Genomic DNA, 23899 nt, shown 5'->3' with positions numbered 1-23899 from the left:
CTACATCCTGATCCTGCCGCTGTTCGGCGTGTTCTCGGAAGTGACCTCGACCTTCTCGGGCAAGAAGCTGTTCGGCTACACCTCGATGGTCTACGCCACCATCGTCATCACGATCCTGTCCTACCTCGTGTGGCTGCATCACTTCTTCACCATGGGCTCGGGCGCCAGCGTGAATTCCTTCTTCGGAATCACGACGATGATCATCTCGATCCCCACGGGTGCGAAGATATTCAACTGGCTGTTCACGATGTATCGTGGCCGCATCCGGTTCGATCTGCCCATGATGTGGACCATCGCCTTCATGCTGACCTTCGTGATCGGCGGCATGACCGGAGTGATGCTGGCGATTCCGCCGGCCGACTTCGTGCTGCACAACTCGCTGTTCCTGATCGCCCACTTCCACAACGTCATCATCGGCGGCGTGGTGTTCGGCGTGTTCGCGGCGATCAACTTCTGGTTCCCGAAGGCGTTCGGCTTCAAGCTCGATGAGTTCTGGGGCAAGGTGTCGTTCTGGTTCTGGGTCGTCGGCTTCTGGGTCGCCTTCGCGCCGCTCTATGTGCTCGGCCTGATGGGTGTGACCCGCCGCATGCGCGTGTTCGAAGATCCGTCGCTGCAGATCTGGTTCATCATCGCCGGCATCGGCGCTGCGATGATCGCGGCCGGCATCGGCGCCCTCCTGATGCAGATCGCGGTCAGCGTCTGGAAGCGCAAGGAACTGGCCGACCACACCGGTGATCCGTGGAACGCCCGCACGTTGGAATGGGCGACCTCGTCGCCGCCGCCGGATTACAACTTCGCCTTCACCCCGGTCGTGCACGACAATGATGCCTGGTACGACATGAAGAACCGTGGCTATCAGCGTCCGCTGCAGGGCTTCAAGCCGATCCACATGCCGAAGAATACCGGTGCCGGCATCATTCTGTCGGGTCTTGCGACCGCTCTCGGCTTCGCGCTGATCTGGTATATGTGGCTGGCTGCCGCGATGTTCTTCATCGCGCTGATCGCGGGCGCGATCTACCACACGTTCAATTACAAGCGTGACTTCCACATTCCGGTGGATCAGGTCATCAACACGGAAGCCGAGCGTACCAAGCTCCTGGCAGCACAGGCCGCATCATGAGTGCATCGACCCAAACCATGAACGGCGAGGCGCCGGTCTTCTACGTCGCCGACGAGCACGATCATCCGGCCGGCCAGAGCACGTTGCTCGGTTTCTGGCTCTATCTGATGAGCGACTGCCTGATCTTCGCGATGCTGTTCGCGACTTTCGGCGTGCTCGGCACGAGCTACGCCGCAGGTCCCGGGCCGAAGGACCTGTTCGACCTCAAGCTGGTTGCGCTGAACACCGCGATGCTGCTGTTCTCGTCGATCACCTATGGCTTCGCCATGCTGGCGATGATGAAGGGCAAAGTCGGCTCGACGCAGATGTGGCTGGCGATCACCGGCTTGTTCGGTCTCGCGTTCCTTGGCATCGAACTTTACGAATTCCACCATATGATCCATGAAGGTGCTGGCTGGTGGCGTAGCGCCTTCCTGTCGTCCTTCTTCGCGCTGGTCGGTACCCACGGTCTGCACGTCACCTTCGGCATCATCTGGCTGGTGGTATTGATGGTGCAGGTGGCGAAGTTCGGCCTCATCGAGGCCAACCAGCGCCGCCTGATGTGCCTGAGCATGTTCTGGCACTTCCTCGACGTCGTCTGGATCGGCGTCTTCACCTTCGTCTATCTGATGGGAGTCGTGCGATGAGCGCTGACGCACACGCCAATCACGGTCACGCGGCCCACGGCCACGACGATCACGCGCACGGCCATGACGATGGACGTGACCACGGTTCGTACAAGTCCTATCTCACGGGCTTCATCCTCTCGGTCATCCTCACCGTCATCCCGTTCTGGCTGGTGATGACCGGCGCGATCGAGAACAAGAACTGGACCATCGCGATCATCGTGGCCTTCGCCGTGGTGCAGATCGTGGTCCACATGATCTACTTCCTGCACATGAACACGACGTCGGATGGCGGCTGGACCATGATGGCGTTCATCTTCACGCTCATCGTGGTGGTCATCGCGCTCGCCGGTTCGCTTTGGGTGATGTACCACCTGAACGTCAACATGATGCCGGTCCACGACATGCGGAACATGCCCTGATGGGCGTGACCGCGCCTGTATCGGCCGGCGAGGCCGATCGGGCGCCGCGCGGGACTGCCACGCTCACCGTGCTGGCTGTTCTCGCGCTGCTTGGAATTGCAGGCTTCTCGGCGCTCGGCATATGGCAAGTGGAGCGCCGCGCCTGGAAACTCGATCTGATCGCACGTGTCGATCAGCGCAGCCACGCCGCGCCCGCCGCTGCACCCGGGCCCGCGGCGTGGCTGGCCATTTCTCGCAGCAATGACGAATATCGTCGCGTCACGGCCTCCGGCAGTTTCATGCCGGGCAAGGACGTGCTGGTGCAGGCCGTCTCGGATCGCGGTGCCGGCTTCTGGGTGTTGACCCCGTTACGCACCGATGCCGGCTTCACCATTCTCGTCAATCGCGGCTTTGTCAGCCCCGACGAGCGCAAGGCGGACGCCTTTGCTGCCCCCACGTCACCGGTGACGGTGACCGGCCTCCTCCGGATTTCCGAGCCCAAAGGCGGATTTTTACGGACCAACGATCCCGCTGCCGGACGCTGGTTTTCACGTGATGTTGCGGAGATCGCCGAAAGCCAAAAGCTCAAGGATGTCGCGCCATACTTCATCGATGCGGACAAGTCCCTCGATGCGCCGGGCCAGCCCCATGGCGGCCTGACCGTTGTATCTTTTCCGAACAACCACACCGTCTATGCGCTCACCTGGTTCGGTCTTGCGCTCATGCTGGCTGCCGGGGCCCTGTATGTCGGGCGCCACGAGTGGAAGATTCGGAAAAAATCACCATCTCGCGTATGACATGACGAAGTCGCGCCGGCCGGGGTGAGGTCGCGTGCGTCGAGCGTGACGGTGTGAAATGCCGGGTATCGGACTCTCTAGCAACGCAGGTGGACCGGACGGAGCCGGGGTCGGGCCCGACGCGGTGCCGCATGTGTTCGGTTCGGCTGCCATTGCTCCCGTCGTACAGCCGCTCGACGAAACGACCAACGTCAAGAACATCAACCTGCTGATCCAGCTACGCTGGATCGCGGTGGTCGGCCAGGTCCTGACCATCGGCTTCGTTCATATCGTGATGGGCGTCGAGCTGCCGCTGATGCCCATGATCTCGGTGCTGTGCGGTTCGATCTTCCTCAATGTCATCAGCCAGGAATGGCTGCGCAAGCAGACCGACGCGCGTGATCGCGAGCTGCTGATGCTGTTGCTGCTCGACGTCGCAGCTCTCACGGCGCAGCTCTATCTAAGCGGCGGAGCAACCAATCCTTTCGTGTCGCTCTATCTGCTGCAGGTCACCCTCGGCGCGATGCTGCTCAACGCGCGTTCCACCTGGGTAGTCGTAGTCGTCGCCAGTCTGTGCTTCGGGGGGCTGATCATATTCCATCGTCCGCTGGCCTTGCCGCCGGAGATGGCCGATCATCTTTTCCAGATCCACATCATCGGCACGCTGATCTGCTTCGTGCTCGATGCTGCGCTGATCGTGGTCTTCATGACGCGGATCGCGCGCAATCTGCGCGATCGCGACAACGGGCTGGCCGCCTTGCGCCAGCAGGCCGCGGAGGAAGATCATATCGTCCGTATGGGTCTGCTGGCCTCCGGTGCCGCTCATGAACTCGGTACGCCGCTGGCATCGCTCTCCGTCATCCTCAGCGACTGGCGTCGGATGCCCACGCTCGCCAGTGATCCCGAGCTGATGGAAGAGATTGCCGAGATGCAGGCCGACGTGCAGCGCTGCAAGTCGATCGTGACCGGCATCCTGATGTCGGCAGGCGACATGCGCGGCGAAGCGCCCGCGGTGACCTCGGTCAATGACTTTTTCGGCGAGCTGGTTGATGACTGGCGCATGGCGCGGTCCAGCGGAACGCTTGTCTATGAGAACCGATTTGGCGAGGACATGCCGATCGTCTCGGACTCCGCGTTGAAACAGACGATCTTCAACGTGCTCGACAATGCCAATGAGGTGTCGCCGCTGTGGATCCGCGTCGCTCTCGAACGCAACGGCGATCAGCTTGTTCTGAAGGTCAGCGATATGGGGCCGGGATTCGCGCCGGAGATGCTGGCCAATCTCGGAAAACCCTACAATTCCAGCAAAGGTCGCGCTGGCCGTGGGCTCGGCCTGTTCCTCGTGGTTAATGCCGTCCGCAAGCTGGGCGGCTCTGTGGCGGCGGACAATCGGCCGGTCGGCGGCGCCGTCGTCACGCTGTCCTTGCCGCTATCCGCCCTCGCAATAGGAGCGCACCGACATGTCCGATGAACGTCTCTTGATCATCGTCGAAGACGACGAAGGTTTCGCCCGCACGCTCAAGCGCTCGTTCGAGCGGCGCGGTTACAGCGTGCTGCATGCCGAAGGCTTTGAGACACTCACCGAAGTGCTCGGCGACAAGATTCCAGGTTATGCGGTGGTCGACCTGAAGCTCGCCGGCGCGTCCGGTCTCACCTGCGTGGAGGCGCTGCATGCCCTGAGCGAGGATATGCTGATCGTGGTCCTCACGGGCTATGCAAGCATTGCGACCGCGGTCGAGGCGGTCAAGCTCGGTGCCTGCCACTATCTCGCCAAGCCATCGAACACCGATGACATCGAGGAAGCGTTCCAGAAGGCAGCCGGCGATACGCAGGTCGCGCTCACCGAACGGCCGACCTCTATCAAGACATTGGAATGGGAGCGCATCCATCAGACGCTGGTGGAGAGTGATTTCAACATTTCCGAAACGGCCCGCCGCCTTGGCATGCATCGACGGACGCTGGCGAGAAAGCTCGAGAAGCGTCAGGTGAATTGATGTCGAGGCCAGAGGCTAGCAACAGCCCTGATGCCTGAACCAGTAGGCAAGCGCGCCTTCGAGCGGCTTCCATGCCTGCGCCAGCGCTTTGAATTGCGGCACATTTGCCCGATACATCGCGCGGATCTCTGATTCCATCGCATCGAGATCGACGCCGGTGAGCTTGCCCTTGCGGTAGATCGTGCGCCCATCGACGATCACCTCGCGCACGCAGCTGCTATTGCCACGTGCGAATAGCAGGTCGATGGAGTCGACGGGCATGATCGCGTCGCGGTCGAGCTGACCAATGTCCAGCACGACGAAATCAGCGGCTTCTCCAACCGCAAGTGTGCCGGTACCCGGCGCGCCGATTGACCTGCGACCATTGCGGACTGCGAGCGACAGGAACTCGGCGCGGCTCCATGTGCGCTCGAAGCCGAGACCGCCATGGGCCATCTGGACAAGGCGCATTTCTCGGATGGCATCATCGTCCTCGTCGAGTGCCACGCCGTCGATGCCAATCGCGACCTTGCAGCCTCGGCGATGCGCGTCGGCGATAGGCGGGAAACCCGAATGCAGATGCAGGTTGGAGCTGAAATTCGTAACGATGGTTGCGCCGGATTCCGCGATCATGTCGAGCTCATCCGGGCGCGCATGGATGCAATGGGCCACGGTGAGCCGTTTTGACAACAGTCCGATATCTTTCAGATAGCGGACTACGCCGCCGGGAAACGCCCGGTCGGCCCATTGGCGCTGATAGATGGTCTCGAGCAGATGCATATGAACGCGCCTGCCGGTGGCGGCCGAGCGCTCTGCGATCGCTTCGAGAAGTGCAGGCGAGCACCACTGCACACCGGCCGGCCCATACTGCACGTCGATAGTGGGCCCGGCGATTGCCGTATGGATGGCTTCGACACGGTTGAGATACTCTGCCGGTGTCGGGCTGGGGCGAATGAAGAGATCCTGGATCGTCGCGCGGTTTTCATCGGAAAGAGCGGACAGCACATCGGCGCTGTCGCCATAGACCAGCGGGTTCTGGTCGCGCACCGCGAGCGCAAATGCGATCCGGATGCCGACATCACGTGCCGCCCTCGCAATGGCGATTGCTTCATCGACGATCGGCAGCTTCCCGCTGGGGCGTGTGTAATGAATCATCGCGCCACCGCAGCCCGCGCGTGCCGATCGGGCGAGTGAGACAGCGGCGGCGAGATAGGCGTCCGGCGGTGTGCCAAATGCCGAGCGCAAGATCCATGACTCCAGCGGCATACCCGATGCGCCGAAGGAAGTCATGGACGGGCGCGCATGGTCATGAGCATTGACCAATGCGGGGATAACGAGATGGTTCGTCTGCGACCCTGTCGCGGTACCAGTCGAAACTTCCGTGATCAGGCCATTTGCATAGGCAATGCTGGCCTGAGGCACGAGGCCCCGTTCGGTGCCGGTGAAGGCATGGGTCGCAGACAGAACCTCCGTCATGGCGCCGATCAGTTCGCAGTATAGACGAGATCGCGCTCGCCGCGTGGCGGCAGGAAGTCGCGCGAGAAGATCTCCTTCGGCGTCGGGGTGCGCTTCAGCTCATAGCCTTCCACCACCATACCGATGGCGCGGGCCATGCGATCATCCTTGATGTCGCCGACGCCGATCTCCTTCATCTCCGGGGAGACCATCAGCTTCTCGAAGGCGAATTGCATGCGGCGCTTCTCGACGGGCACATCGACCAGGTTGTCGTAAGCCACGACCGACTTCATGGCTTCGTTCTGATCCTTGGCGATGGCAATGTTCGCCTTGTTGATGGCGCGGACGAGGCCAGCCACTGCCTTCGGATTATCCTTCAGCAGTTTCTGCGAAACCATGACGCCGTTGGAGTAGAGATCGAGGCCGAATTCACCGAACGAGAACCACTTGAAGTCCTTGTCCGGGTCCTGACGGTTCAGGACCAGGTTGAAGTAACTGGTGATGTTGAACACGAGCGCTGCATCGATGTCGCCCTTGATCAGCATCGGCTCCTGCAGGTTCGGCGCCATGTTCGACACCTTGATCTTGTCGGCGGCGAGGCCGTTCTTCTGGATGAACACCGGCAACAGGCGCGTGGTCGGCGTGCCCTGCGCGCCGCCCAGCGTGCGGCCTTCGAAATCCTTGATGGTCTTGATGCCGCTGGAATTCTTGGTGACGATCGAGAAGGGCGGCTGGTTCCACATCATATAGACCATGACCGGCGCATCGGCGGGACGCGTCGACGAGTTCTGGATGATGGCATTGACGTCACCGAAGCCGGCATCCCAGGCGCCAGACATGATGCGCGTCACGGTCGCGCCGGAGCCTTCGCCCTGGTCGATAACGACGTTGAGGCCCTCAGCTTTGAAATAGCCTTTGTCCTTGGCGTAGAAGAAGGCGGCGTCGCTGCCCTGGGTCTTCCAGCCGAGCGTGAACTTGATCGTGGTTTCCTGCGCCGAAGCGGCGCTCATGAGCAACACGCTGGAAAAGGCGAGGGCAGTCAATCTCTTCAACATGACGGTCTCCTGGTTGAGTGGTGATTAGGTCGCGATGGCGTCGGTCTTGCGCGTGGCCCATCCGGTCACACGCGCTTCGATCAGGGAGAAAATGACGTAGAGGGCGACGCCAAGGGCTGCGAGAATGAACAGGCAGGCGAAGACCAGCGGCACGTTGAAGTTCGATGATGCACTCATCATCACGTTGCCGATGCCGCGATTGGACGCGACGGTCTCCGCGAGCACCGCGCCGACAAAGGCGTAGCTCACCGCGACCTTCAGCGAGGCGAAGAAGAACGGCATGGTGCGCGGCAGGCCGACATTCCAGAGAATATCCATCTTGCTCGCCCCCAGCGCCTTCAACACGTCTTCGAGCTCGGGCTCCGTGGTTGCGAGGCCGGTCGCGATGTTCACGACGATGGGGAAGAAGCAGATCGACAGTGCGGTGAGGATCGCCGGCACCGAACCCGATCCGAACCACAATACGAAGATCGGCACCACGGCGACTTTCGGGATCGACGAGAAGCCGACCAGTAGCGGATAGGCGGTGTCATAGGCGACTTTGGACACGCCGATGATCGCGCCGAGAATGACGCCGAGGCCGACGCCGAGCGCGAAGCCGGTCATGGTGGTGACCAGCGTCTGCACGATATGCGGCCACAGCACCGGGAAACGCGCGATCAATGTCGCGAGAACGTCGGTCGGACGCGGCAGGATGAGATCCGACATGCCCGAAACGACGCAGAAGAGCTGCCATCCCGCGAAGAAGGCGACGATCAGTCCGAACGACCAGAGCTTTTGACGGAGGCCGAGGTTCATTTATGCCTCCTGCGGTGCTGGCGCGCTGCTGCGCGCATTGACGATGAGATCGCGCAAGCGCTGGTTCAGCGCCACGAAGTCCGGTTCGAATGTCATCGGGATGGTGCGCGGGCGCGGGAAATCCACCGCGCTGTCGTCGAGAATGCGGCCTGGCCGGGCACTCATCACGCAGATGCGGCTGGCCAGGAAGCCGGCCTCGCGCAGATCATGAGTTACCAGCAGAACGGTCGGCTTGTGCTGCAGCCACAAGCCCTGCAGGATCGACCACAACTCTTCCTTGGTGAACTGATCGAGGGCGCCGAAGGGTTCGTCGAGCAGCAACATGCGCGGTTCATGGATCAGTGCGCGGCAGAGATTGGCTCGCTGCAGCATGCCGCCAGAGAGCTGCCACGGATACTTCCTGGCGAAATCCTTGAGACCCACCTGCGCCAGCAGTGCATGGGCCTTGTCGCGGAACTCGGTTTTGCGCTTCTGCCGATATTCGGCGCGGAAAGGCTGCACGATTTTCAGCGGCAGCATGACGTTCTGCTCGATGGTCAGCCAGGGCAGCATGGTCGGGTTCTGGAACGCCATGCCAATCCGCAGCGCCTTGGCCGCAACTTCGCGGCCGCCCACGATGACCACGCCGGTCGTCGGGCGGATCAGATTGCTGACCAGTTTGAGGATCGTCGACTTGCCGCAGCCGGAGGGGCCGACAAGGGCGAGGAATTCGCCGTCGGGGATGATAAGGTTGGTTTCCGACAAAGCCGGCGTGGCGGTAGCACCGCGGCCGAAGGTCACCGAAGTCCGCGACAGCTCGATGGCGGTCGCGATACGTGACGTGCTCTGGGCCACAGCCCCATTCTCTTGCATACTGATCATGACGATAAGTGTATGCAATTGGGGTGCCACTTGAGTCCGACGCGAATCCTCCTCAAATTGCAGGTACCGAACGCTCGCTGCGAATTTATTGGGCAGCGCCGTCGTCAAAGTGCATGCACTTCGCGCAAGCGCTTGTATGCGGGGAGTGATACAGGTTCGACAGAATGCCAGAAACGCCGAATCCAAAGGACAAAGTCGGGATGATCTGCCGTGCCCTTCGGCGGGCGATCATCGAGCAGGCACTGGAGCCGGGCACCAAGCTGCCGGAGGACTCCCTCGGCGAGCGCTTCGGCGTGAGCCGCACCATTGCACGCCACGCGCTCGGGCAACTGGCGTCCGAAGGTCTGGTCGAACTCCGCCGCAACCGGATCGCCGTTGTGGTCACGCCAAGCTGGCAGGACGCGCGCGACATCTTTGATATCCGGATGGAGCTGGAGCGCCTGATCGTGCGCAAGCTCGCGGGCAAGCTGAAACCTGCACAGATCGCTCGCCTGAAGGCGCATGTGGCGGCCGAGCAGGAAGCGCATGACGGGCCGAACGCAGTTTCGATCCGGCTCGCGACCGAATTTCATATCCTGCTGGCGTCAATGACCAGCAGCCCGGTTCTGGTCCGCTATGTCAGCGAGATCGCCTATCGTTGCTGCCTGACATTGTCCTTGTTCAGTCGTCCGCATTCATCGGAATGCGGCATCAACGAGCATATTGCCATCATCGAGGCGCTGCAGGACGGCGATACCGATCAGGCGATGGCACTGATGCACTCGCATCTCGGCGAGGTGGCCAATCGGGCACTGGTCGAGCCGGGTCCAGCCCGCGGCCGTGACCTCGTCGATGTGCTCGCGCCTTATGCGGAAGAAACGCGCTGAGGCTGCCGCGCCTATTGCAGGCGGCGTAGCAGGAATTCATAGAACTTCGGGTCATCGGCCCGCGAGACATTGATACGGATGGCTTTCGCCAGTGGACTGTTCTTGTCGATGCAGAACAGGCTGCCGGGTGCGATGAAGATGCTGCTCTTGGCGCCGTCACGCGCCAGCATCATGTCGTCAATGCCATCGGGCAGCATCAGATAGAGATAATAACCCGTCCTTGCATCGGCATAGAGGCGGTGCCCAGCACGCAGCAATTGCGTACGCACCTGGTTCATCGCGGCGTCGCTGCGTTGTCCTAACCGCTTCAGGTGGCGATCGTAATGCCCGTCCGCGAGCAGCCGGTGTAGCAATCGCTCCACGTGGCCGGAGCTGTTGACGGAGGTGAGCATCTTCAACTCGGCCAGCGTTGCAATACGATCACTGCGCGCTGCGATGAAGCCGGAGCGAAGGCTTGCGGAGAGCGTCTTCGCGAAAGTACCGATCGAGATCACATTGTTGAGCTGATCGAGCGTGGCGAGGCGGCTGTTGGCGGCTGTCGGCAGGTCGGAAAACGGATCGTCTTCGACAATCACGAGATTGGCGCGCATTGCCGTTTGCAGCACCGCATGCGCCACTGGCAGCGAGATTGAACCGCCGGTCGGATTGTGGCCGAGTGATTGGGTGAAGAACAGCTTTGGTCGTTCTGATCTGATCTTCGCGGCGAGATCCCCGACGTCAGGCCCATCCGCCAGTCGTCGCACGCCGACAATGCGCACCTGCGCGAGTGTCAGCTTGGCGAAGAGCGGGTAGTAGCCCGGCTCGTCGACGAGAACCGTGTCGCCAGGTGACAGCATTGCGCGGATGATCAGATCGAGCGCGTGGTTGGCGCCGAAGGTGAGTAACAGGCCATCTTCCTTGACCGCTACCTGCTGCGCCTGCAGACGCGAGGCGATCTGCTGCCGCAATGGCAGGAAGCCGAGTGCGGAGCCATAGGCGTCCGCGGCGACTGGCATGATGCGTCCGGTGCCGCTGAGATGACGCTTGATCTCCGATTGCTCCGTCCAGGATGCAGGCGGTCTCCCATCGCCGACGCGGATCTCGAAATTCTGGGAGAGCTGGGCATTCAGCAGCGACGCGATATCGACGGCCTCGCTGACATGTTTCGGTCGTCCGCTGTCATCGCCGCGATAGATCACAACGAATCCGGAGCCTGCTTTTGCTGCCACGAGATTGCCGAGCACCAGCCGTTCATAGGCTTCGACCACGGTGTTCTTTGACACGCCGAATTCCCCGGCGGCTTTTCTGATGGAGGGCAGGCGATGGCCTTCGGGAAGCCCGCCGGAGAGGATTTGCGCGCGTAGGCGAGTGGCGAGATTGCCCGCAAGCGTCGTGCCTGGATCGGACGGCTTACGCGCGATCGCCATGCGAAGTCCCCGGGTACAGTGCCGAACAATCGATCAAGATCGTACCCCTGCTGGCAGCGCGAATGTCGGCCCGACAGTCGCATGTTGCCAAGCTGCGAGCGATGAAATGCTGCACTGCACAGACTCTATGAGTTCGTAATGCCGGCGCACAGCATCACTGCATGATGGGTACAGTACAGGACAAAATTTGGAAACTGTCCCTTTCCGGGCGCTGGGTCCCGGTGCGTAACTGCGCGCCAACAGAACACCCTTTGCATGGGAGGCGCCGCAATGGCCGTTACGACGTCGGGCAATCAGTCCGAAACCATCAATTCACGTTTGGAAAATCTCCGTAACCTGTCGCCGGCCGAACGGCTGGGCAAGGTGATCGATGCGACGTCGCGCGGCGATAATGAGCGGTCCGCCTTCAGCCCCGGCACGCTGCCTATCGAGCTTGCCAATGGCATGATCGAGAACGTCATTGGCACGTTCGAGCTGCCGGTCGGCATCGCCACCAATTTCACCGTCAATGGCCGCGACTATCTGATCCCGATGGCGGTCGAGGAGCCGTCGGTGGTGGCGGCCGCGTCCTATATGGCGCGTATCGTGCGCAAATGCGGTGGCTTCCAGACGTCGAGTTCGGCCCCGATCATGCGCGCGCAGGTGCAGGTGCTGGGCGTCACTGACGTGCATGGCGCCCGTGCCCGCGTGTTGCGTGCGCGGGATGCGATCATCGAAGCGGCAAATGCCAAGGACAAGGTGCTGATTTCGCTCGGTGGTGGCTGCCGCGACGTCGAGGTGCATGTCTTCGAGACCACACCGGTCGGGGCAATGATGGCGGTGCATCTGATCGTCGATGTGCGCGATGCCATGGGGGCCAACACCGTCAACACCATGGCGGAAACCGTCGCGCCGTTGATCGAGAAGATCACCGGCGGCACCGTGCGTTTGCGCATTTTGTCCAATTATGCCGATCTGCGTCTCGCCCGCGCCACGGTCTCGGTGACGCCGGAAGCGCTCAAGACGGACGAATATGCCGGCGAGCGCATTGCGCAGGGTATCGTCGAGGCTTGTGCTTTCGCCATCGTCGATCCCTATCGTGCCGCCACGCACAACAAGGGCATCATGAACGGCATCGATCCCATCGTGGTCGCCACCGGCAATGACTGGCGCGCCATCGAGGCTGGCGCCCATGTCTGGGCATCGCGCTCCGGCCGCTATACTTCGCTGACCAATTGGGAAATCGATACCAAGGGCAATCTCGTTGGTACCATCGAGATGCCGATGGCGCTGGGCCTCGTCGGCGGCGCGACCAAGACCCATCCCGCCGCGCAGGCCGCGCTGAAGATCCTCGGCGTCCAGAGCGCGCAGGAGCTTGCGGAGGTTACCGTCGCGGTCGGGCTCGCGCAGAACATGGGCGCGCTGCGTGCGCTGGCCACCGAAGGCATTCAGAAGGGCCACATGGCACTGCACGCCCGCAACATTGCCATTGTTGCCGGCGCCACCGGCGACGAGATCGAGAAGGTCGCTGCTGCACTTGCGGCCAATCACGATGTCCGCGTCGATCGCGCCAAGGAAGTGCTCGAGAAGCTGCGCTCCTGAGCTTAAAGGTGCTGCGCGAACACCTGTCTTCGCGCGCACCGTTGTACGACAATGACCCCTCGCCACCAAAGCTGGCGAGGACACGAAAAGGGAGGCCAATGTGAACGCAAAGACTGACACCGACGGGCTCGGGGCGCGCAGCGGCCCGCTGCAGGGCGTGATCGTCCTCGATATCACCCGCGTGGTGGCCGGCCCGTTTTGCTCGATGCTGTTCGCCGATCTCGGCGCCACCGTGATCAAGGTGGAGCATCCCGGCGATCCCGACTATGCGCGCACCTTTCCGCCCTTCGTCGGCGCGGGGGACGATCAGTTCAGCGCCTTTTTCACCCAGTTCAACCGCAACAAGCGGGGCATCACGCTCAATCTCAAATCCGGGGACGGCAAGGCGCTGTTGAAGAAGCTCGTCGCTCGGGCTGATATCCTCGTCGAGAATTTTCGGCCGGGGACCATGGACAAGCTCGGCCTCAGCTATGACACCCTGCGCGAGATCAATCCGAAGCTCGTCTACACAGCGATCAGCGGCTTTGGTCGAACCGGTCCGAATTCGTCTCGCCCGGCCTATGACAATACCGGGCAGGCCGTGGGCGGCCTGTGGTCGATGAACGGCTATCCCGACCTGCCGCCTGTGCGTGTGGGCACCATCATCGGCGATCTTGCCGCGTCGCTCTATGCCGCGATCGGCACGCTCGCCGCACTGCGCGAGGCGGAGCGCAGCGGCAAAGGCCAGGTGGTCGATGTCTCGCAGCAGGATTCGGTGCTGACCCTCACCGAGAATGCCGTGGTGCGTTACACCGTCGAAAAGGACGTCGCGACGCCGCTCGGTAACGATCATCCCTTCGTGCGGCCTTACGGCCAGTTTCCGTGCAAGGACGGCTATGTCTTCTTCGGCGGTTACACCGATAAGTTCTGGGCCATCACCTGTGCCCTGTTTGGCGAGCCGGAGATGGCGCGCGCGCCGGGCATCGACACGATGGAGAAGCGTTTCGATCCGGTTGTGGCAGAGACCAAGGTCAAGCCGCTGCTCGAGCGCTGGTTCAGCAAATACACCAAGGCCGAACTGGAAGAGATGGCCGGCGACCAGGTGCCGCTGAGCGCCATCAAGACCATTCCCGAAGTGGTGGAAGATCCGCATATCGCCGCCCGCAACATGATCGTCAATGTGCCGGTGGCCGGCAAGCTGATCGGCATGTTCGGTCTGCCGATCAAGCTCTCTGCGACAGATCAATCCACCTTTGAGAAAGCGCCGATGCCGGGCGAGCACAATGCGGAGGTACTGGCATCGCTCATTGGCGTAACGCAGGACGAGCTTGAGCGCCTCAAGGCATCGGGAGCCATTTGATGTCGATCGATTTCAGCAAAGACGGCCATGTCGCCACGGTCCGCATCAACCGGCCGGACAAGATGAATGCGCTGACGCTGGCGATGTATGATGATCTCGGCCGCGCGTTTCGCGAGATCAAGGATGATGATGCGGTGCGTGCGGTTGTTCTGGGCGGTGCGGGCGATCGCGCGTTCTGCGTCGGTGCCGACCTGATGGAATCGATCCCGGCATTGGCCTCCGACAGGATGGACATCTCCGCCTGGGATCCGGCCCATATCAAGTTTCCCGGCTTCTACAAGCCGGTGATCAGCGCCATCAAGGGCATGTGCATAGGCGGTGGCTTCGAGATCATGCTGGCGACCGACGTCCGCGTCGCTGCCCGCAATGCCGTGTTCCAGTTGCCGGAGCCGAAGCACGGCTTTGTGCCGGCCGGCGGCACGCTGGTGCGGCTGGTGCGACAGATCGGCTACGCCCATGCCATGGAAATCATGCTGACGGCCGAGCGCTTCTCGGCGGATGACCTGCACGCCAAGGGCGTCATCAATCGCGTTGTCGATGTGGATCAGGTCGAGCCTGTTGCTTTCGAGCTCGCTGCGAAGATTGCGGCGCTGAGCCCGACCGCGATCCAGACCATCAAGGAAGCTGCGCTGACATTGCAGGACTTGCCGCTTGCCGAGGCTTTCCACCAGGAGGCTGCACTTGGCCAGCGCACCTTCACAAGTGCAGACGCGAAGCGCGGCCTCGCCGCCTTCGCCAACAGAAGCGGGAAGTAAGGACACGGCCATATTGCAACAGATGTATCGAGCCAATCGATACACAGAAGGGGGAAGCATGAGACAGATCGACTTTGGACCGCGTCAACTGGGTGCCGCGCTTGTCGGCGTGTTCCTTTGCACGGCTTCGGCCAATGCGCAGACCGCGCAGGTGTCGGACGGTGTCGTCCGCGTCGGCGTCATCGAGGATATGTCGGGCGTCTATGCCGACATCACCGGCAAGGGCGCCGTGACGGCTGCGCAAATGGCCGTCGAGGATTTCGGCGGCAAGGTGCTCGGCATGCCGGTCGAAGTCGTTTTCGCGGATCATCAGAACAAGCCCGACATCGCCGCGACGACCGCGCGAAAATGGTTCGATACCGACAAGGTCGACGCGATCCTCGACGTTGCGTCCTCTTCGCCGGCGCTGGCTGTCCTTGAGATCGCCAAGGAGAAAAAGAAGATCATCACGCTGAGTTCGCCCGGCTCGACCCGGATTACCAACGAAGTCTGCGGCCCCTATGTGGTTCACTGGGCCTATGATTCATTCGCGATCGCCAACAGCACCGGAAAGGCGCAGGTCAGACAAGGATTTGATAGCTGGTATTTCGTGGTCGCCGATTACGCGTTTGGCGCAAGTCTCGAGAAAGATACCGGTGATGTGGTCAAGGCGGCTGGCGGCAAGGTTGTCGGCGCGACCAAGCATCCGGTCGGCACCGCGGACTTCGCCTCGGTCCTGCTGCAGGCGCAGTCGTCCAAGGCGAAGGTGGTGGCGCTTGCCAATGCCGGTGGCGACACCATCAATTCGATCAAGCAGGCGGCCGAGTTCGGCCTGACGTCCGGTGGCCAGAAGCTCTCGGCACTGGCCGGCTTCATCAACGACGTTCACGGGCTTGGGCTGAAGGAAGCACAGGGGCTGACCATCACCGAAGCATCCTATTGGGACATGAATGACGATACCCGGAAATGGTCGAAGCGTTTCTATGACAAGGTGAACGCGATGCCGAACATGCTGCAGACCGGCACCTATTCATCGGTCCTGCATTATCTGAGAGCGGTGCAGGCCGCCGGCACCGACGAGACCGAAGCCGTCATGACGAAGATGCGCGAACTGCCGGTCGATGACGTGTTCTACAAGAACGGCAAGATCCGTGAAGATGGCCGCATGGTCCACGACATGTATCTGTTCGAGGTGAAAAAGCCCGCCGAGTCCAAGGCGCCGTGGGATTATTACAAGCTGCTCGCGACAATCCCCGCAGATCAGGCTTTCCAGCCGCTGTCCGCGTCGCGGTGTCCGCTGGTCAAGAAGTAAGGTCCGGAGGGGCTGATCCCTCCGCTTGCGACAGCAGCCATGCACGGAAAGCCAGGAGCAGCGGATTCCCGGCTTTCTCCTCCGGGGAGGCGAAGTAATACGAGCCGACGCTTTTCAGCGTCAGGCTCGACAGCACGCGCAGCTTGCCGGATCTCAACTGGTCGGAGATCAGAAATTCCGGCAGCAGCGCGACGCCAAGGCCAGAACTCGCTGCGCTGATCAAGGTCGATTGAATATCGAAGCGCGGCCCTCGGATCACATTGGTGCCTTCCAGGTCCGCAGCGTCGAACCAGCGCCGCCACGCGTCCGGTCGCGTCACCAGATGAAGCAGCCGCAGTTCGGCAACCTCGTGCGGCGGCAATTCGCCGCGCTTGCCGATCAGCGCGGGCGAGCCGACCGGCAGCAGGACTTCATCGAAAAGATAGTCGGCTTGCGTGCCAGGCCAATCGGGTTGGCCGAAATAGAGGGCGCCATCGAGTGCGGTCTCGCTGAAGAAAAAGCGCGTATTGCGCGCACTCACATTGACGGCCACGCCAGGATGGCGCGCATAAAAGTCCGGCAGGCGCGGGATCAGCCACTGGGTGCCAACCGTCGGCAATGCTGCCACGTCCAGCACGGTCCCATCGGCTTCATAACCCATGATTTCCAGGGCATCGCGCTCGATCCGCTCGATCGTCTGTGCCACTCGGGTGCTGTAGGCTTCGCCCGCACGCGTGAGCGTGATGCGCTTCTTGATGCGGTGGAAAAGCTTGACGCCGAGCTGGGTCTCGAGCTGCGCGATCTGGCGTGACACCGCGCTCTCGGTCAGTGCAAGCTCACCGGCGGCGCGGGTGACGCTGAGATGCTTGGCGGCCGCGCTGAAGGCCATCAGCGCGCCCAGGCTCGGAATTCTACGGCGCATGAGTTCATTCCAAAAACGCAAGATGTCCGCAGATTAAATTGTTTGCATGCCTAAGCACAAGGCAATTAGCTTCCGCCTCATGACGAAAGTCAGCTGCAAGCGGGATTTTTCTGCAGTGGCTGGTTGATCGGATCGCGTCCGTGCCGGGCGGTGGTTCGCTGATAAATCGAGGTTGTGGACGAATGAGCGAGACGAAGCTTCCTGTCATCATCGCGGGCGCCGGGCCGGTGGGCATGGTCGCCGCGGCGGATCTGGTGCGGCAGAACATTCCGGTCCTTGTGCTGGAAAAGAACGACACGCTGAGCGGCGAGTCCCGCGCGTCGACCTTCCACCCGCCGACCCTCGACATGCTTGATGATCTCGGCTTCGCCAAGGAACTCATCGCGCAGGGCCTGAAGGCGCCCACAGTTCAATATTCGTCGTCGGCGGATGGCGTGCTCGGCACGTTTGATTTCGGTGCGATCTCGGATCTCGTGCGGCATCCGTTTCGCCTTCAGGCCGAGCAGTTCAAGCTCACCCGCATCATTCTCGCAGGTCTGAAGGACAACCCGCTATTCTCCATCGTGTTCGGCTGCGAAGTGAAATCGGTGACACAGACCAGCGATGCCGTCACGCTCGCAGTGACCGCCGGCGGCGAAGACAAGACCTATGAATGCGACTGGCTGATCGGCGCCGATGGCGCCAACAGCATCGTTCGCCGCAGCCAGGACATGGAGTTCGAAGGTTTCACCTGGCCGGAGCGCTTCCTCGTGATGACGACGCCGGTGGACTTCACCGCGCTGCGCCCGGGTGTGTCGTCGGTCAGCTATGTGGCTGATCCCGAGCGCTGGTATTTCCTGCTCCGCATCATCGGCGCCTGGCGCGTGATGATGCCGGTCCCAGGAGAGATGTCCGATGAAGAAGCATTGTCCGAAGGCTACGTGACCTCGTCGATCCGGCGCGTCGTGCCAAGCGATGTGGATGCGCCGATCACCCACACCACGCTCTACCGCGTGCATCAGCGTGTGGCCGCCAATTTCCAGAAGGGCCGTTCTTTCCTCGCTGGCGATGCCGCTCATATCAACAACCCGCTCGGTGGCATGGGCATGAATGGCGGCATTCATGATGCGCTGAACCTGACTTCAAAGCTCGGTGCCGTGATCAACGGCAAGGATGGCGCAAGCATTCTCGCCGATTACGACCTACAGCGCCGCACGGTTACGATGCAGGCCATCCAGGGCGACACGATCCGCAACAAGAAGAATCTCGAAGCGAAGGACGAGGCTGATCGTGCTCGCTTCCGCGACGACATCCGCGCGGCGGCAGCCGATCCCGAAAAGGGCCGCGCCTTGCTCCGCCGGATTGCGATGCTGGATTCGCTCGAGCGGGCGAGCGCATTGCATGTGGATGTGCCGGCCTGATCGCCGTCACATTCTGAGACGACGACCGGCGGCAAGCGACCGCCGGCTGAACAAGAATTGCGTGAGTGGAGGTGCCAAGGCCGTGGTTCTCAAGATTTCATGCAGGATGTTCAGAATGCGAAACAAGGGTTTTTCGATGAAGTGGAAGACGTTCATTCTCGCGGCGCTCATGGCGCCTCTCTCGGTGGGGACGGTCATGGCCGCCTTTCCGGAAAAGATGATCACGATCGTGGTGCCATATCCTGCCGGCAGCACGGCTGACGCGATTCCGCGTCTGGTCGCGCCGTTGATGCAGAAGTCGCTCGGCGTCAATGTCATCATCGAGAATCGCGGCGGCGCGAACGGATCGATCGGTGCGGCGCGCGTGGCGGCGTCGCCGGCAGATGGTTATACGATCCTGCTCGCGACCACGGGCATGATGGCGATCAATCCGTGGATCTACGAGAAGCCCGCCTACAATGCCCAGAAGGACTTCACGCCGATCACCAATGGTGCTTCGACGCCGAACATTCTCGTCGTCAATCCTTCGGTCAAGGCGAATTCGCTGAAAGAGTTGATCGCTTTGGCCAAGGCACAGCCGGGCAAACTCACTTTCGCATCGGCAGGCATCGGCAGCACCAGCCACCTGTGCGGCGAGACGCTGAAAGTGCTCGAAGGCGTTGATGCCGTTCACATCCCCTATCAGGGCGCAGCTCCTGCGCTTCAGGACGTCATCGGCGGTCAGGTCTCGATGATGTGCGACAATCTCTCGAATACGGTTCAGCAGGTCCAGAGCGGTGCGCTACGGCCGATCGTCGTGACCGATCCGGCCGCCAGCAAGCAGCTGCCGAACGTTCCGACTGCGCCGCAGGCAGGGTCGCCTGATCTGCTTGCCGGCAACTGGTATGGCTTCATTGCACCGGCCGCGACCCCGAAAGATGTGATCGAAAAGCTCAATGCATCGATCGTCGAAGCGCTCCGTGATCCGACTGTGGCCGCACGCATGGAAGGCCTTGGATTGACGGTGATTGCCGACAAGCCGGCTGAATTCCAGGCGACGATCACCAAGGACTCGGCGCGGATGGAAGACATCGTCAAGCGCGCCAAGGCGAAGATCTCGAACTGATTTCTGGTCCGAGGGTTGGACTCACAGTCCTTGGTTCGCACTTGATGAAAAGAAAAATGCCGGCGTTCGATTGAACGCCGGCATTTTTAATGGGGCGCGCATGGCTGGTCCTGTTAGACGTCCACATTCGCGCTGAGTGAATTGTCCTGAATGAATTCGCGGCGAGGCTCCACCACGTCGCCCATCAGCTTGGTGAAGATGTCGTCGGCTTCGTCGACCTCCTTGACCTTCACCTGCAGCAGCGAGCGGACATTGGTGTCCAGCGTGGTTTCCCACAACTGGCCCGGGTTCATTTCGCCCAGACCTTTGTAACGCTGCAGGGCGAGGCCCTTGCGGCCGGCATCGGTCACGGATTCGAACAGCGAGACCGGGCCGTGGATCGCAAATTCCATGTCCTTGCGGCGAAGGGTGCCGGATTTCGGATAGGCGTCCTGCAGGCGCTGCGCATATTCGTCGAGCTTGCGGGCATCGGCAGAGCCGAGCAGCGCATCATCGATGAAGGCGACATCCTTCACGCCGCGGATGGTGCGCTCGAAGAAGAAGCCTTCGCCTTCGCGGAAAGCGCCGGTCCAGCCGCGCTCGACTTCGTCGGCCAGCGCATCCATGCGCCGAGCGATATAGCTCGCAGCTTCGTTGGCGACGGCGAGATCGCGCGTCACCTCGACATTCAGGACGCCGGCAATCGCCGCTTGCTCGACCACGTCGCGATTGTAGCGCGAATGCAGATTGTTCAGCGTCGAGCGGATGACGCGGGCATCTTCCACCAGCGACAGCAGATCGCGACCGGTCCGCTCCTCGCCGGAGGAGGTACGGAACAGGCAGTCGTCGAGACCGGTCTCGATCAGATAGTCTTCCAGCGCCCGCTCGTCCTTCAGATACTGCTCCGACTTGCCGCGCGTCACCTTATAGAGCGGCGGCTGGGCGATATAGAGATAGCCGCCTTCGATCAATGTCGGCATCTGGCGGAAGAAGAAGGTCAGCAACAGCGTGCGGATATGGGCGCCGTCGACGTCGGCGTCCGTCATCAGGATGATCTTGTGATAGCGCAGCTTCGACAGGTCGAAGTCTTCGCGGCCGATGCCGGTGCCGAGCGCGGTGATCAGCGTGCCGATCTGCTCCGACGACAGCATCTTGTCGAAACGCGCGCGTTCCACATTGAGGATCTTGCCGCGCAGCGGCAGCACGGCCTGGAATTCGCGGTTGCGTCCCTGCTTTGCCGAGCCGCCTGCCGAGTCACCCTCGACGATGAACAGTTCTGACTTGGAGGGATCGCGCTCCTGGCAGTCGGCAAGCTTGCCGGGCAGCGAGGCGATATCCAGCGCGCCCTTGCGGCGCGTCAGTTCGCGCGCCTTGCGGGCGGCTTCGCGCGCAGCGCCAGCTTCGATCACCTTGTTGACGATGGTCTTGGCTTCGGTCGGATGTTCCTCGAACCAGGCAGCCAACGCTTCGTTGATGCCGTTTTCGACCACCGGGCGCACTTCCGAGGACACCAGCTTGTCCTTGGTCTGCGACGAGAATTTTGGATCCGGCACTTTCACCGACAGCACGGCCGTGAGGCCTTCGCGGCAATCGTCGCCGGTCAGCGAAATCTTTTCCTTCTTGGCGATGCTCTCGGCATAGCCGTTGACCTGGCGCGTTAGCGCGCCGCGGAAACCGGCCAGATGGGTGCCGCCGTCACGCTGCGGGATGTTGTTGGTGAAGCACAGCACGTTCTCGTGGTAGCTGTCGTTCCACCACATGGCGACTTCCACCGAGATGCCGTTCTGCTCCGAGCGCATCACGATCGGGGCCGGCACCATCGCCTTCTTGTTGCGGTCGAGATATTTGACGAATTCCTCGACGCCGCCGTCATACATCATCCTCTCATGCTTCTCCTCGGGATGGCGGAGATCGGAGAGCAGGATGTTGACGCCGGAATTCAGGAAAGCGAGTTCGCGCAGGCGGTGCTCCAGCGTGGCGAAGTCATACTCCACCATGGTGAAGGTTTCGGCTGAAGCATAGAAGGTCACCTCGGTGCCGCGCTTGCCATTGGCATCGCCGACGACGGCGAGCGGGGCGACGGCTTCGCCATGGGCGAATTCGATGATGTGTTCCTTGTCGTTGCGCCACACCCGCAGGATCAGCTTGCTAGACAGCGCATTGACGACGGACACGCCGACGCCGTGCAGACCGCCGGAGACCTTGTAGGAGTTCTGGTCGAATTTGCCGCCGGCATGGAGCTGGGTCATGATGACCTCGGCCGCCGAAATGCCTTCGCCTTTATGGATATCGACGGGAATGCCGCGACCGTCGTCGCGCACGGTCACCGAACCATCGGCATTGAGCACAACTTCGACCGCGCTCGCATGGCCTGCCAGCGCTTCGTCGATGGCATTATCGACGACTTCATAGACCATGTGATGAAGGCCGGATCCGTCGTCCGTGTCACCGATATACATGCCCGGGCGCTTGCGGACCGCATCGAGTCCCTTCAGGACCCGGATCGATTCCGCGCCATATTCTGCCGGAATGACGTGTTCGGTTTCGGCGATGGGCTGCCGGGCTGGTTCAGTCATGGAATGCCTTCGAAGATGATGCCGAATCAGCGCGGGAAACGTCGTCTGAATCCCGCACTTTGTGCCATGAATCCGGCATCGAAACTAGCGCAAAGTCTTGCGCTCCAAGTTATTGAATAAATGGGATTTTTTGGCGGCTTTTCAAGCCGTTTGAAGGCTGTTTTGGCGATGCGATTTCAGCGCTGATCCCAGCCCGGAAACGGCGCCATTTCGAGCGCGATTTTCCGCATGTTACGGCGCTCACGCGGGCGAAAGGGGCCGCCGCGCTATCTTGCCCTGCACCACGTCGAACAGCTCGCCGCTCGGACCGATATCGAAGAAGGCCGCGGGGTCGGCGCCGGTCATCCAGACCTGCGCGCCGAGCTTGCCGAGTTCGCCAAACAGAGACCTGCGACGGTCCGGGTCGAGATGCGCCACGATCTCGTCGAGCAGGAGAAGGGGCGTAATGCCGGTCATCTCGGCGACCAGCGTCGCGTGGGCGAGGATCAGGCCGATCAGCAGGGCCTTTTGCTCGCCGGTGGAGGCATCGCGTGCCGGCATGTTCTTGGGTGCGTAGATTACCTGCAGATCGGTGAGATGCGGGCCATCCAGCGTGCGGCCGGCGGCAGCGTCGCGCGGGCGGTTATCGCGCAGGATCGCGCGGTAGCGGTCTTCCACGGCGGTGGCAGGCTCGCTGGTCAGCGCCTGTTCCATCCAGCCGTCGAGGGCAATGAGTGCTGAGGGAAAAGCGGACGCCGCGCCGCGGGCATGCAGCATGGCAGCCAATCGCGTGACCGTCTCGCTGCGCATGGCGGCGACCGCCACGGCGAGTTCCGCCGTCTCGCGTTCCACGGCATCCAGCCAATGGCTGTCGCTGCTGCGCTCTTCCAGCAGGCGGTTGCGCGAGCGCAGGCTGCGTTCCAGTGCGGAAACGCGGCCATTGTGATCCTTGTCGATGGCCAGCACCAACCGATCGAAGAAGCGTCGCCGTTCCGAGGCCGCGCCCATGAAGAGCTGGTCCATTGCCGGCGTCAGCCACACCATGCGCAGGTGATCGCCGAACGCCGCGGCCGAGCCGACCGGCTCGCGATCGATACGGCAGCGGCGCGAGATCGATGCGCCTTCGATCGGTGGATCGATGCCGGTGCCGAGCGTAGCAAGGCCGACCTCGCCCTCGACGGTGGCCGAGACGGCCCAGGAACCGTCGCCTTCATTATTGGCGACATCGTCCAGCGTGGCGCGGCGCAGGCCGCGGCCGGGAGACAGGAATGAGATTGCCTCGATGCAATTGGTCTTGCCGGCACCGTTCGGCCCGACGAGCGCGACCATGTCTGCCGACGTCTCCAAGGACGCCGTCCGATAGGAGCGGAAATTGGTCAGCGACAGGCGATGGATACGGGAGGCGGTCATGGGGGACACAGCTAGTCCCTGCAAACTCTGCTGTCATCCCCGCGTAAGCGGGGATCCAGTAAACGCTGGCAGCTATGTTTCGCTGGAATGTCTGAGTTTACTGGGTCGCCCGGTCCTAGCGCGCCATTGCGCGCACGGCCCGGCGATGACAGTCACGTTCACGGTAATCACACCCGCATCGGCATCAGCACATACAAGGCGCCCTTGTTGTCCTTGTCCTGCACCAGCGTCGGCGAACCCGGGTCGGCCAGACGCAGCACCGCGACC

21 protein-coding genes are annotated in these 23899 nt (G+C 61.8%); 13 read left to right on the top strand and 8 right to left on the bottom strand.

All coding sequences use genetic code 11. From position 1 onward, the window contains the following. The 6 genes from ACIQ17_RS16300 to ACIQ17_RS16275 form a co-directional block, all read left to right on the top strand. The coding region (locus tag ACIQ17_RS16300; protein WP_398470103.1) for a cbb3-type cytochrome c oxidase subunit I at nucleotides 1-1120 on the top strand (1120 nt) is incomplete at its 5' end. Further along, on the top strand, nucleotides 1117-1746 hold the full coding sequence (gene cyoC, locus ACIQ17_RS16295; RefSeq protein WP_398470102.1) for a cytochrome o ubiquinol oxidase subunit III: 630 nt from the start codon (nucleotides 1117-1119) through the stop codon (nucleotides 1744-1746). The genes ACIQ17_RS16300 and cyoC, both read left to right, overlap by 4 nt. After that, entirely contained in the window at nucleotides 1743-2147 is a 405-nt protein-coding gene (cyoD, locus tag ACIQ17_RS16290) for a cytochrome o ubiquinol oxidase subunit IV (RefSeq protein WP_398470101.1), read from the top strand. Before cyoC ends, cyoD begins: the two co-directional genes overlap by 4 nt. Next, nucleotides 2147-2923, top strand: coding sequence for an SURF1 family protein (locus ACIQ17_RS16285; RefSeq protein WP_398470100.1), 777 nt, complete (start codon nucleotides 2147-2149; stop codon nucleotides 2921-2923). The genes cyoD and ACIQ17_RS16285 overlap by 1 nt, the downstream gene beginning before the upstream one ends. 58 nt (nucleotides 2924-2981) lie before the next feature. Beyond that, entirely contained in the window at nucleotides 2982-4373 is a 1392-nt protein-coding gene (locus ACIQ17_RS16280) for an ATP-binding protein (RefSeq protein WP_398470099.1), read from the top strand. After that, nucleotides 4363-4896, top strand: a complete 534-nt coding sequence (locus ACIQ17_RS16275) for a response regulator transcription factor (protein ID WP_398470098.1) — start codon at nucleotides 4363-4365, stop codon at nucleotides 4894-4896. Before ACIQ17_RS16280 ends, ACIQ17_RS16275 begins: the two co-directional genes overlap by 11 nt. A 15-nt stretch (nucleotides 4897-4911) precedes the next feature. On the opposite strand, the gene ACIQ17_RS16270 is transcribed toward ACIQ17_RS16275, so the two are convergent. The 4 genes from ACIQ17_RS16270 to ACIQ17_RS16255 are packed head-to-tail and all read right to left on the bottom strand — an operon-like array spanning nucleotide 4912 to nucleotide 9044. Beyond that, a complete protein-coding gene (locus ACIQ17_RS16270; RefSeq protein ID WP_398470097.1) occupies nucleotides 4912-6351 on the bottom strand; it encodes an amidohydrolase family protein in 1440 nt (479 codons plus the stop codon). Between the two features lie 8 nt (nucleotides 6352-6359). Further along, a complete protein-coding gene (locus ACIQ17_RS16265) occupies nucleotides 6360-7385 on the bottom strand; it encodes an ABC transporter substrate-binding protein (protein ID WP_398470096.1) in 1026 nt (341 codons plus the stop codon). 24 nt (nucleotides 7386-7409) lie between these two features. Then, on the bottom strand, nucleotides 7410-8183 hold the full coding sequence (locus ACIQ17_RS16260; RefSeq protein ID WP_398470095.1) for an ABC transporter permease: 774 nt from the start codon (nucleotides 8181-8183) through the stop codon (nucleotides 7410-7412). Beyond that, the gene (locus ACIQ17_RS16255; RefSeq protein ID WP_398470094.1) at nucleotides 8184-9044 is read right to left on the bottom strand and encodes an ABC transporter ATP-binding protein; all 861 of its coding nucleotides are present in this window, start codon (nucleotides 9042-9044) and stop codon (nucleotides 8184-8186) included. A gap of 200 nt (nucleotides 9045-9244) precedes the next feature. Between ACIQ17_RS16255 and ACIQ17_RS16250 the strand changes: the two genes are divergently transcribed. Next, entirely contained in the window at nucleotides 9245-9910 is a 666-nt protein-coding gene (locus ACIQ17_RS16250; protein ID WP_398470093.1) for a GntR family transcriptional regulator, read from the top strand. Between the two features lie 11 nt (nucleotides 9911-9921). Here ACIQ17_RS16250 and ACIQ17_RS16245 read toward each other — a convergent pair whose 3' ends face one another. Continuing rightward, nucleotides 9922-11316: a PLP-dependent aminotransferase family protein gene (locus ACIQ17_RS16245; RefSeq protein WP_398470092.1), complete on the bottom strand. Its 1395-nt coding sequence runs from the start codon at nucleotides 11314-11316 to the stop codon at nucleotides 9922-9924. A 270-nt stretch (nucleotides 11317-11586) separates the two neighbouring features. Between ACIQ17_RS16245 and ACIQ17_RS16240 the strand changes: the two genes are divergently transcribed. The 4 genes from ACIQ17_RS16240 to ACIQ17_RS16225 all read left to right on the top strand — a co-directional run bounded on the left by ACIQ17_RS16240 (nucleotide 11587) and on the right by ACIQ17_RS16225 (nucleotide 16282). After that, the gene (locus tag ACIQ17_RS16240) at nucleotides 11587-12897 is read left to right on the top strand and encodes a hydroxymethylglutaryl-CoA reductase, degradative (RefSeq protein ID WP_398470091.1); all 1311 of its coding nucleotides are present in this window, start codon (nucleotides 11587-11589) and stop codon (nucleotides 12895-12897) included. A gap of 100 nt (nucleotides 12898-12997) precedes the next feature. Further along, nucleotides 12998-14236 (top strand): CaiB/BaiF CoA transferase family protein, encoded by a 1239-nt coding sequence (locus tag ACIQ17_RS16235; RefSeq protein ID WP_398470090.1) that lies wholly within the window; start codon nucleotides 12998-13000, stop codon nucleotides 14234-14236. Next, nucleotides 14236-14991, top strand: coding sequence for an enoyl-CoA hydratase/isomerase family protein (locus ACIQ17_RS16230; protein WP_398470089.1), 756 nt, complete (start codon nucleotides 14236-14238; stop codon nucleotides 14989-14991). Before ACIQ17_RS16235 ends, ACIQ17_RS16230 begins: the two co-directional genes overlap by 1 nt. Nucleotides 14992-15049: 58 nt before the next feature. After that, entirely contained in the window at nucleotides 15050-16282 is a 1233-nt protein-coding gene (locus ACIQ17_RS16225; RefSeq protein WP_398470088.1) for an ABC transporter substrate-binding protein, read from the top strand. On the opposite strand, the gene ACIQ17_RS16220 is transcribed toward ACIQ17_RS16225, so the two are convergent. Further along, complete coding sequence (locus ACIQ17_RS16220; protein ID WP_398470087.1) at nucleotides 16272-17183, bottom strand: LysR substrate-binding domain-containing protein; 912 nt, start codon at nucleotides 17181-17183, stop codon at nucleotides 16272-16274. The two genes, ACIQ17_RS16225 and ACIQ17_RS16220, sit on opposite strands and share 11 nt — an antisense overlap. Before the next feature lie 182 nt (nucleotides 17184-17365). Between ACIQ17_RS16220 and ACIQ17_RS16215 the strand changes: the two genes are divergently transcribed. Together ACIQ17_RS16215 and ACIQ17_RS16210 are read left to right on the top strand one after the other, a co-directional pair. Next, nucleotides 17366-18583 carry an FAD-dependent oxidoreductase gene (locus tag ACIQ17_RS16215; RefSeq protein ID WP_398470086.1) on the top strand — a complete coding sequence of 406 codons (1218 nt, stop codon included), beginning with the start codon at nucleotides 17366-17368 and terminating at the stop codon, nucleotides 18581-18583. 136 nt (nucleotides 18584-18719) lie between these two features. Further along, entirely contained in the window at nucleotides 18720-19688 is a 969-nt protein-coding gene (locus ACIQ17_RS16210) for a Bug family tripartite tricarboxylate transporter substrate binding protein (RefSeq protein ID WP_398470085.1), read from the top strand. Nucleotides 19689-19801: 113 nt separating this feature from the next. On the opposite strand, the gene gyrB is transcribed toward ACIQ17_RS16210, so the two are convergent. After that, complete coding sequence (gyrB, locus tag ACIQ17_RS16205) at nucleotides 19802-22243, bottom strand: DNA topoisomerase (ATP-hydrolyzing) subunit B (protein ID WP_398470084.1); 2442 nt, start codon at nucleotides 22241-22243, stop codon at nucleotides 19802-19804. Between the two features lie 240 nt (nucleotides 22244-22483). Beyond that, a complete protein-coding gene (gene recF / locus ACIQ17_RS16200; protein WP_398470083.1) occupies nucleotides 22484-23632 on the bottom strand; it encodes a DNA replication/repair protein RecF in 1149 nt (382 codons plus the stop codon). Nucleotides 23633-23899: the final 267 nt, after the last annotated feature.

This window comes from Tardiphaga sp. (assembly GCF_044340795.1).
GTDB lineage: Bacteria > Pseudomonadota > Alphaproteobacteria > Rhizobiales > Xanthobacteraceae > Tardiphaga.
The sequence above is the reverse complement of the archived record's forward strand: the minus strand, read 5'-3'. Positions and strand labels throughout refer to the sequence as shown.

Excerpts from the sequence above, each read along its gene's own strand:
- ACIQ17_RS16230 (WP_398470089.1), top strand. The coding sequence starts at position 14,236 with ATGTCGATCGATTTCAGCAAAGACGGCCATGTCGCCACGGTCCGCATC.
- ACIQ17_RS16215 (WP_398470086.1), top strand. The coding sequence starts at position 17,366 with ATGAGCGAGACGAAGCTTCCTGTCATCATCGCGGGCGCCGGGCCGGTG.
- cyoD (WP_398470101.1), top strand. The coding sequence starts at position 1,743 with ATGAGCGCTGACGCACACGCCAATCACGGTCACGCGGCCCACGGCCAC.
- ACIQ17_RS16270 (WP_398470097.1), bottom strand. The coding sequence starts at position 6,351 with ATGACGGAGGTTCTGTCTGCGACCCATGCCTTCACCGGCACCGAACGG.
- recF (WP_398470083.1), bottom strand. The coding sequence starts at position 23,632 with ATGACCGCCTCCCGTATCCATCGCCTGTCGCTGACCAATTTCCGCTCC.
- ACIQ17_RS16225 (WP_398470088.1), top strand. The coding sequence starts at position 15,050 with ATGAGACAGATCGACTTTGGACCGCGTCAACTGGGTGCCGCGCTTGTC.
- ACIQ17_RS16255 (WP_398470094.1), bottom strand. The coding sequence starts at position 9,044 with ATGATCAGTATGCAAGAGAATGGGGCTGTGGCCCAGAGCACGTCACGT.
- ACIQ17_RS16275 (WP_398470098.1), top strand. The coding sequence starts at position 4,363 with ATGTCCGATGAACGTCTCTTGATCATCGTCGAAGACGACGAAGGTTTC.
- cyoC (WP_398470102.1), top strand. The coding sequence starts at position 1,117 with ATGAGTGCATCGACCCAAACCATGAACGGCGAGGCGCCGGTCTTCTAC.
- ACIQ17_RS16265 (WP_398470096.1), bottom strand. The coding sequence starts at position 7,385 with ATGTTGAAGAGATTGACTGCCCTCGCCTTTTCCAGCGTGTTGCTCATG.
- ACIQ17_RS16240 (WP_398470091.1), top strand. The coding sequence starts at position 11,587 with ATGGCCGTTACGACGTCGGGCAATCAGTCCGAAACCATCAATTCACGT.
- gyrB (WP_398470084.1), bottom strand. The coding sequence starts at position 22,243 with ATGACTGAACCAGCCCGGCAGCCCATCGCCGAAACCGAACACGTCATT.
- ACIQ17_RS16210 (WP_398470085.1), top strand. The coding sequence starts at position 18,720 with ATGAAGTGGAAGACGTTCATTCTCGCGGCGCTCATGGCGCCTCTCTCG.
- ACIQ17_RS16250 (WP_398470093.1), top strand. The coding sequence starts at position 9,245 with ATGATCTGCCGTGCCCTTCGGCGGGCGATCATCGAGCAGGCACTGGAG.
- ACIQ17_RS16285 (WP_398470100.1), top strand. The coding sequence starts at position 2,147 with ATGGGCGTGACCGCGCCTGTATCGGCCGGCGAGGCCGATCGGGCGCCG.
- ACIQ17_RS16220 (WP_398470087.1), bottom strand. The coding sequence starts at position 17,183 with ATGCGCCGTAGAATTCCGAGCCTGGGCGCGCTGATGGCCTTCAGCGCG.
- ACIQ17_RS16245 (WP_398470092.1), bottom strand. The coding sequence starts at position 11,316 with ATGGCGATCGCGCGTAAGCCGTCCGATCCAGGCACGACGCTTGCGGGC.
- ACIQ17_RS16280 (WP_398470099.1), top strand. The coding sequence starts at position 2,982 with ATGCCGGGTATCGGACTCTCTAGCAACGCAGGTGGACCGGACGGAGCC.
- ACIQ17_RS16260 (WP_398470095.1), bottom strand. The coding sequence starts at position 8,183 with ATGAACCTCGGCCTCCGTCAAAAGCTCTGGTCGTTCGGACTGATCGTC.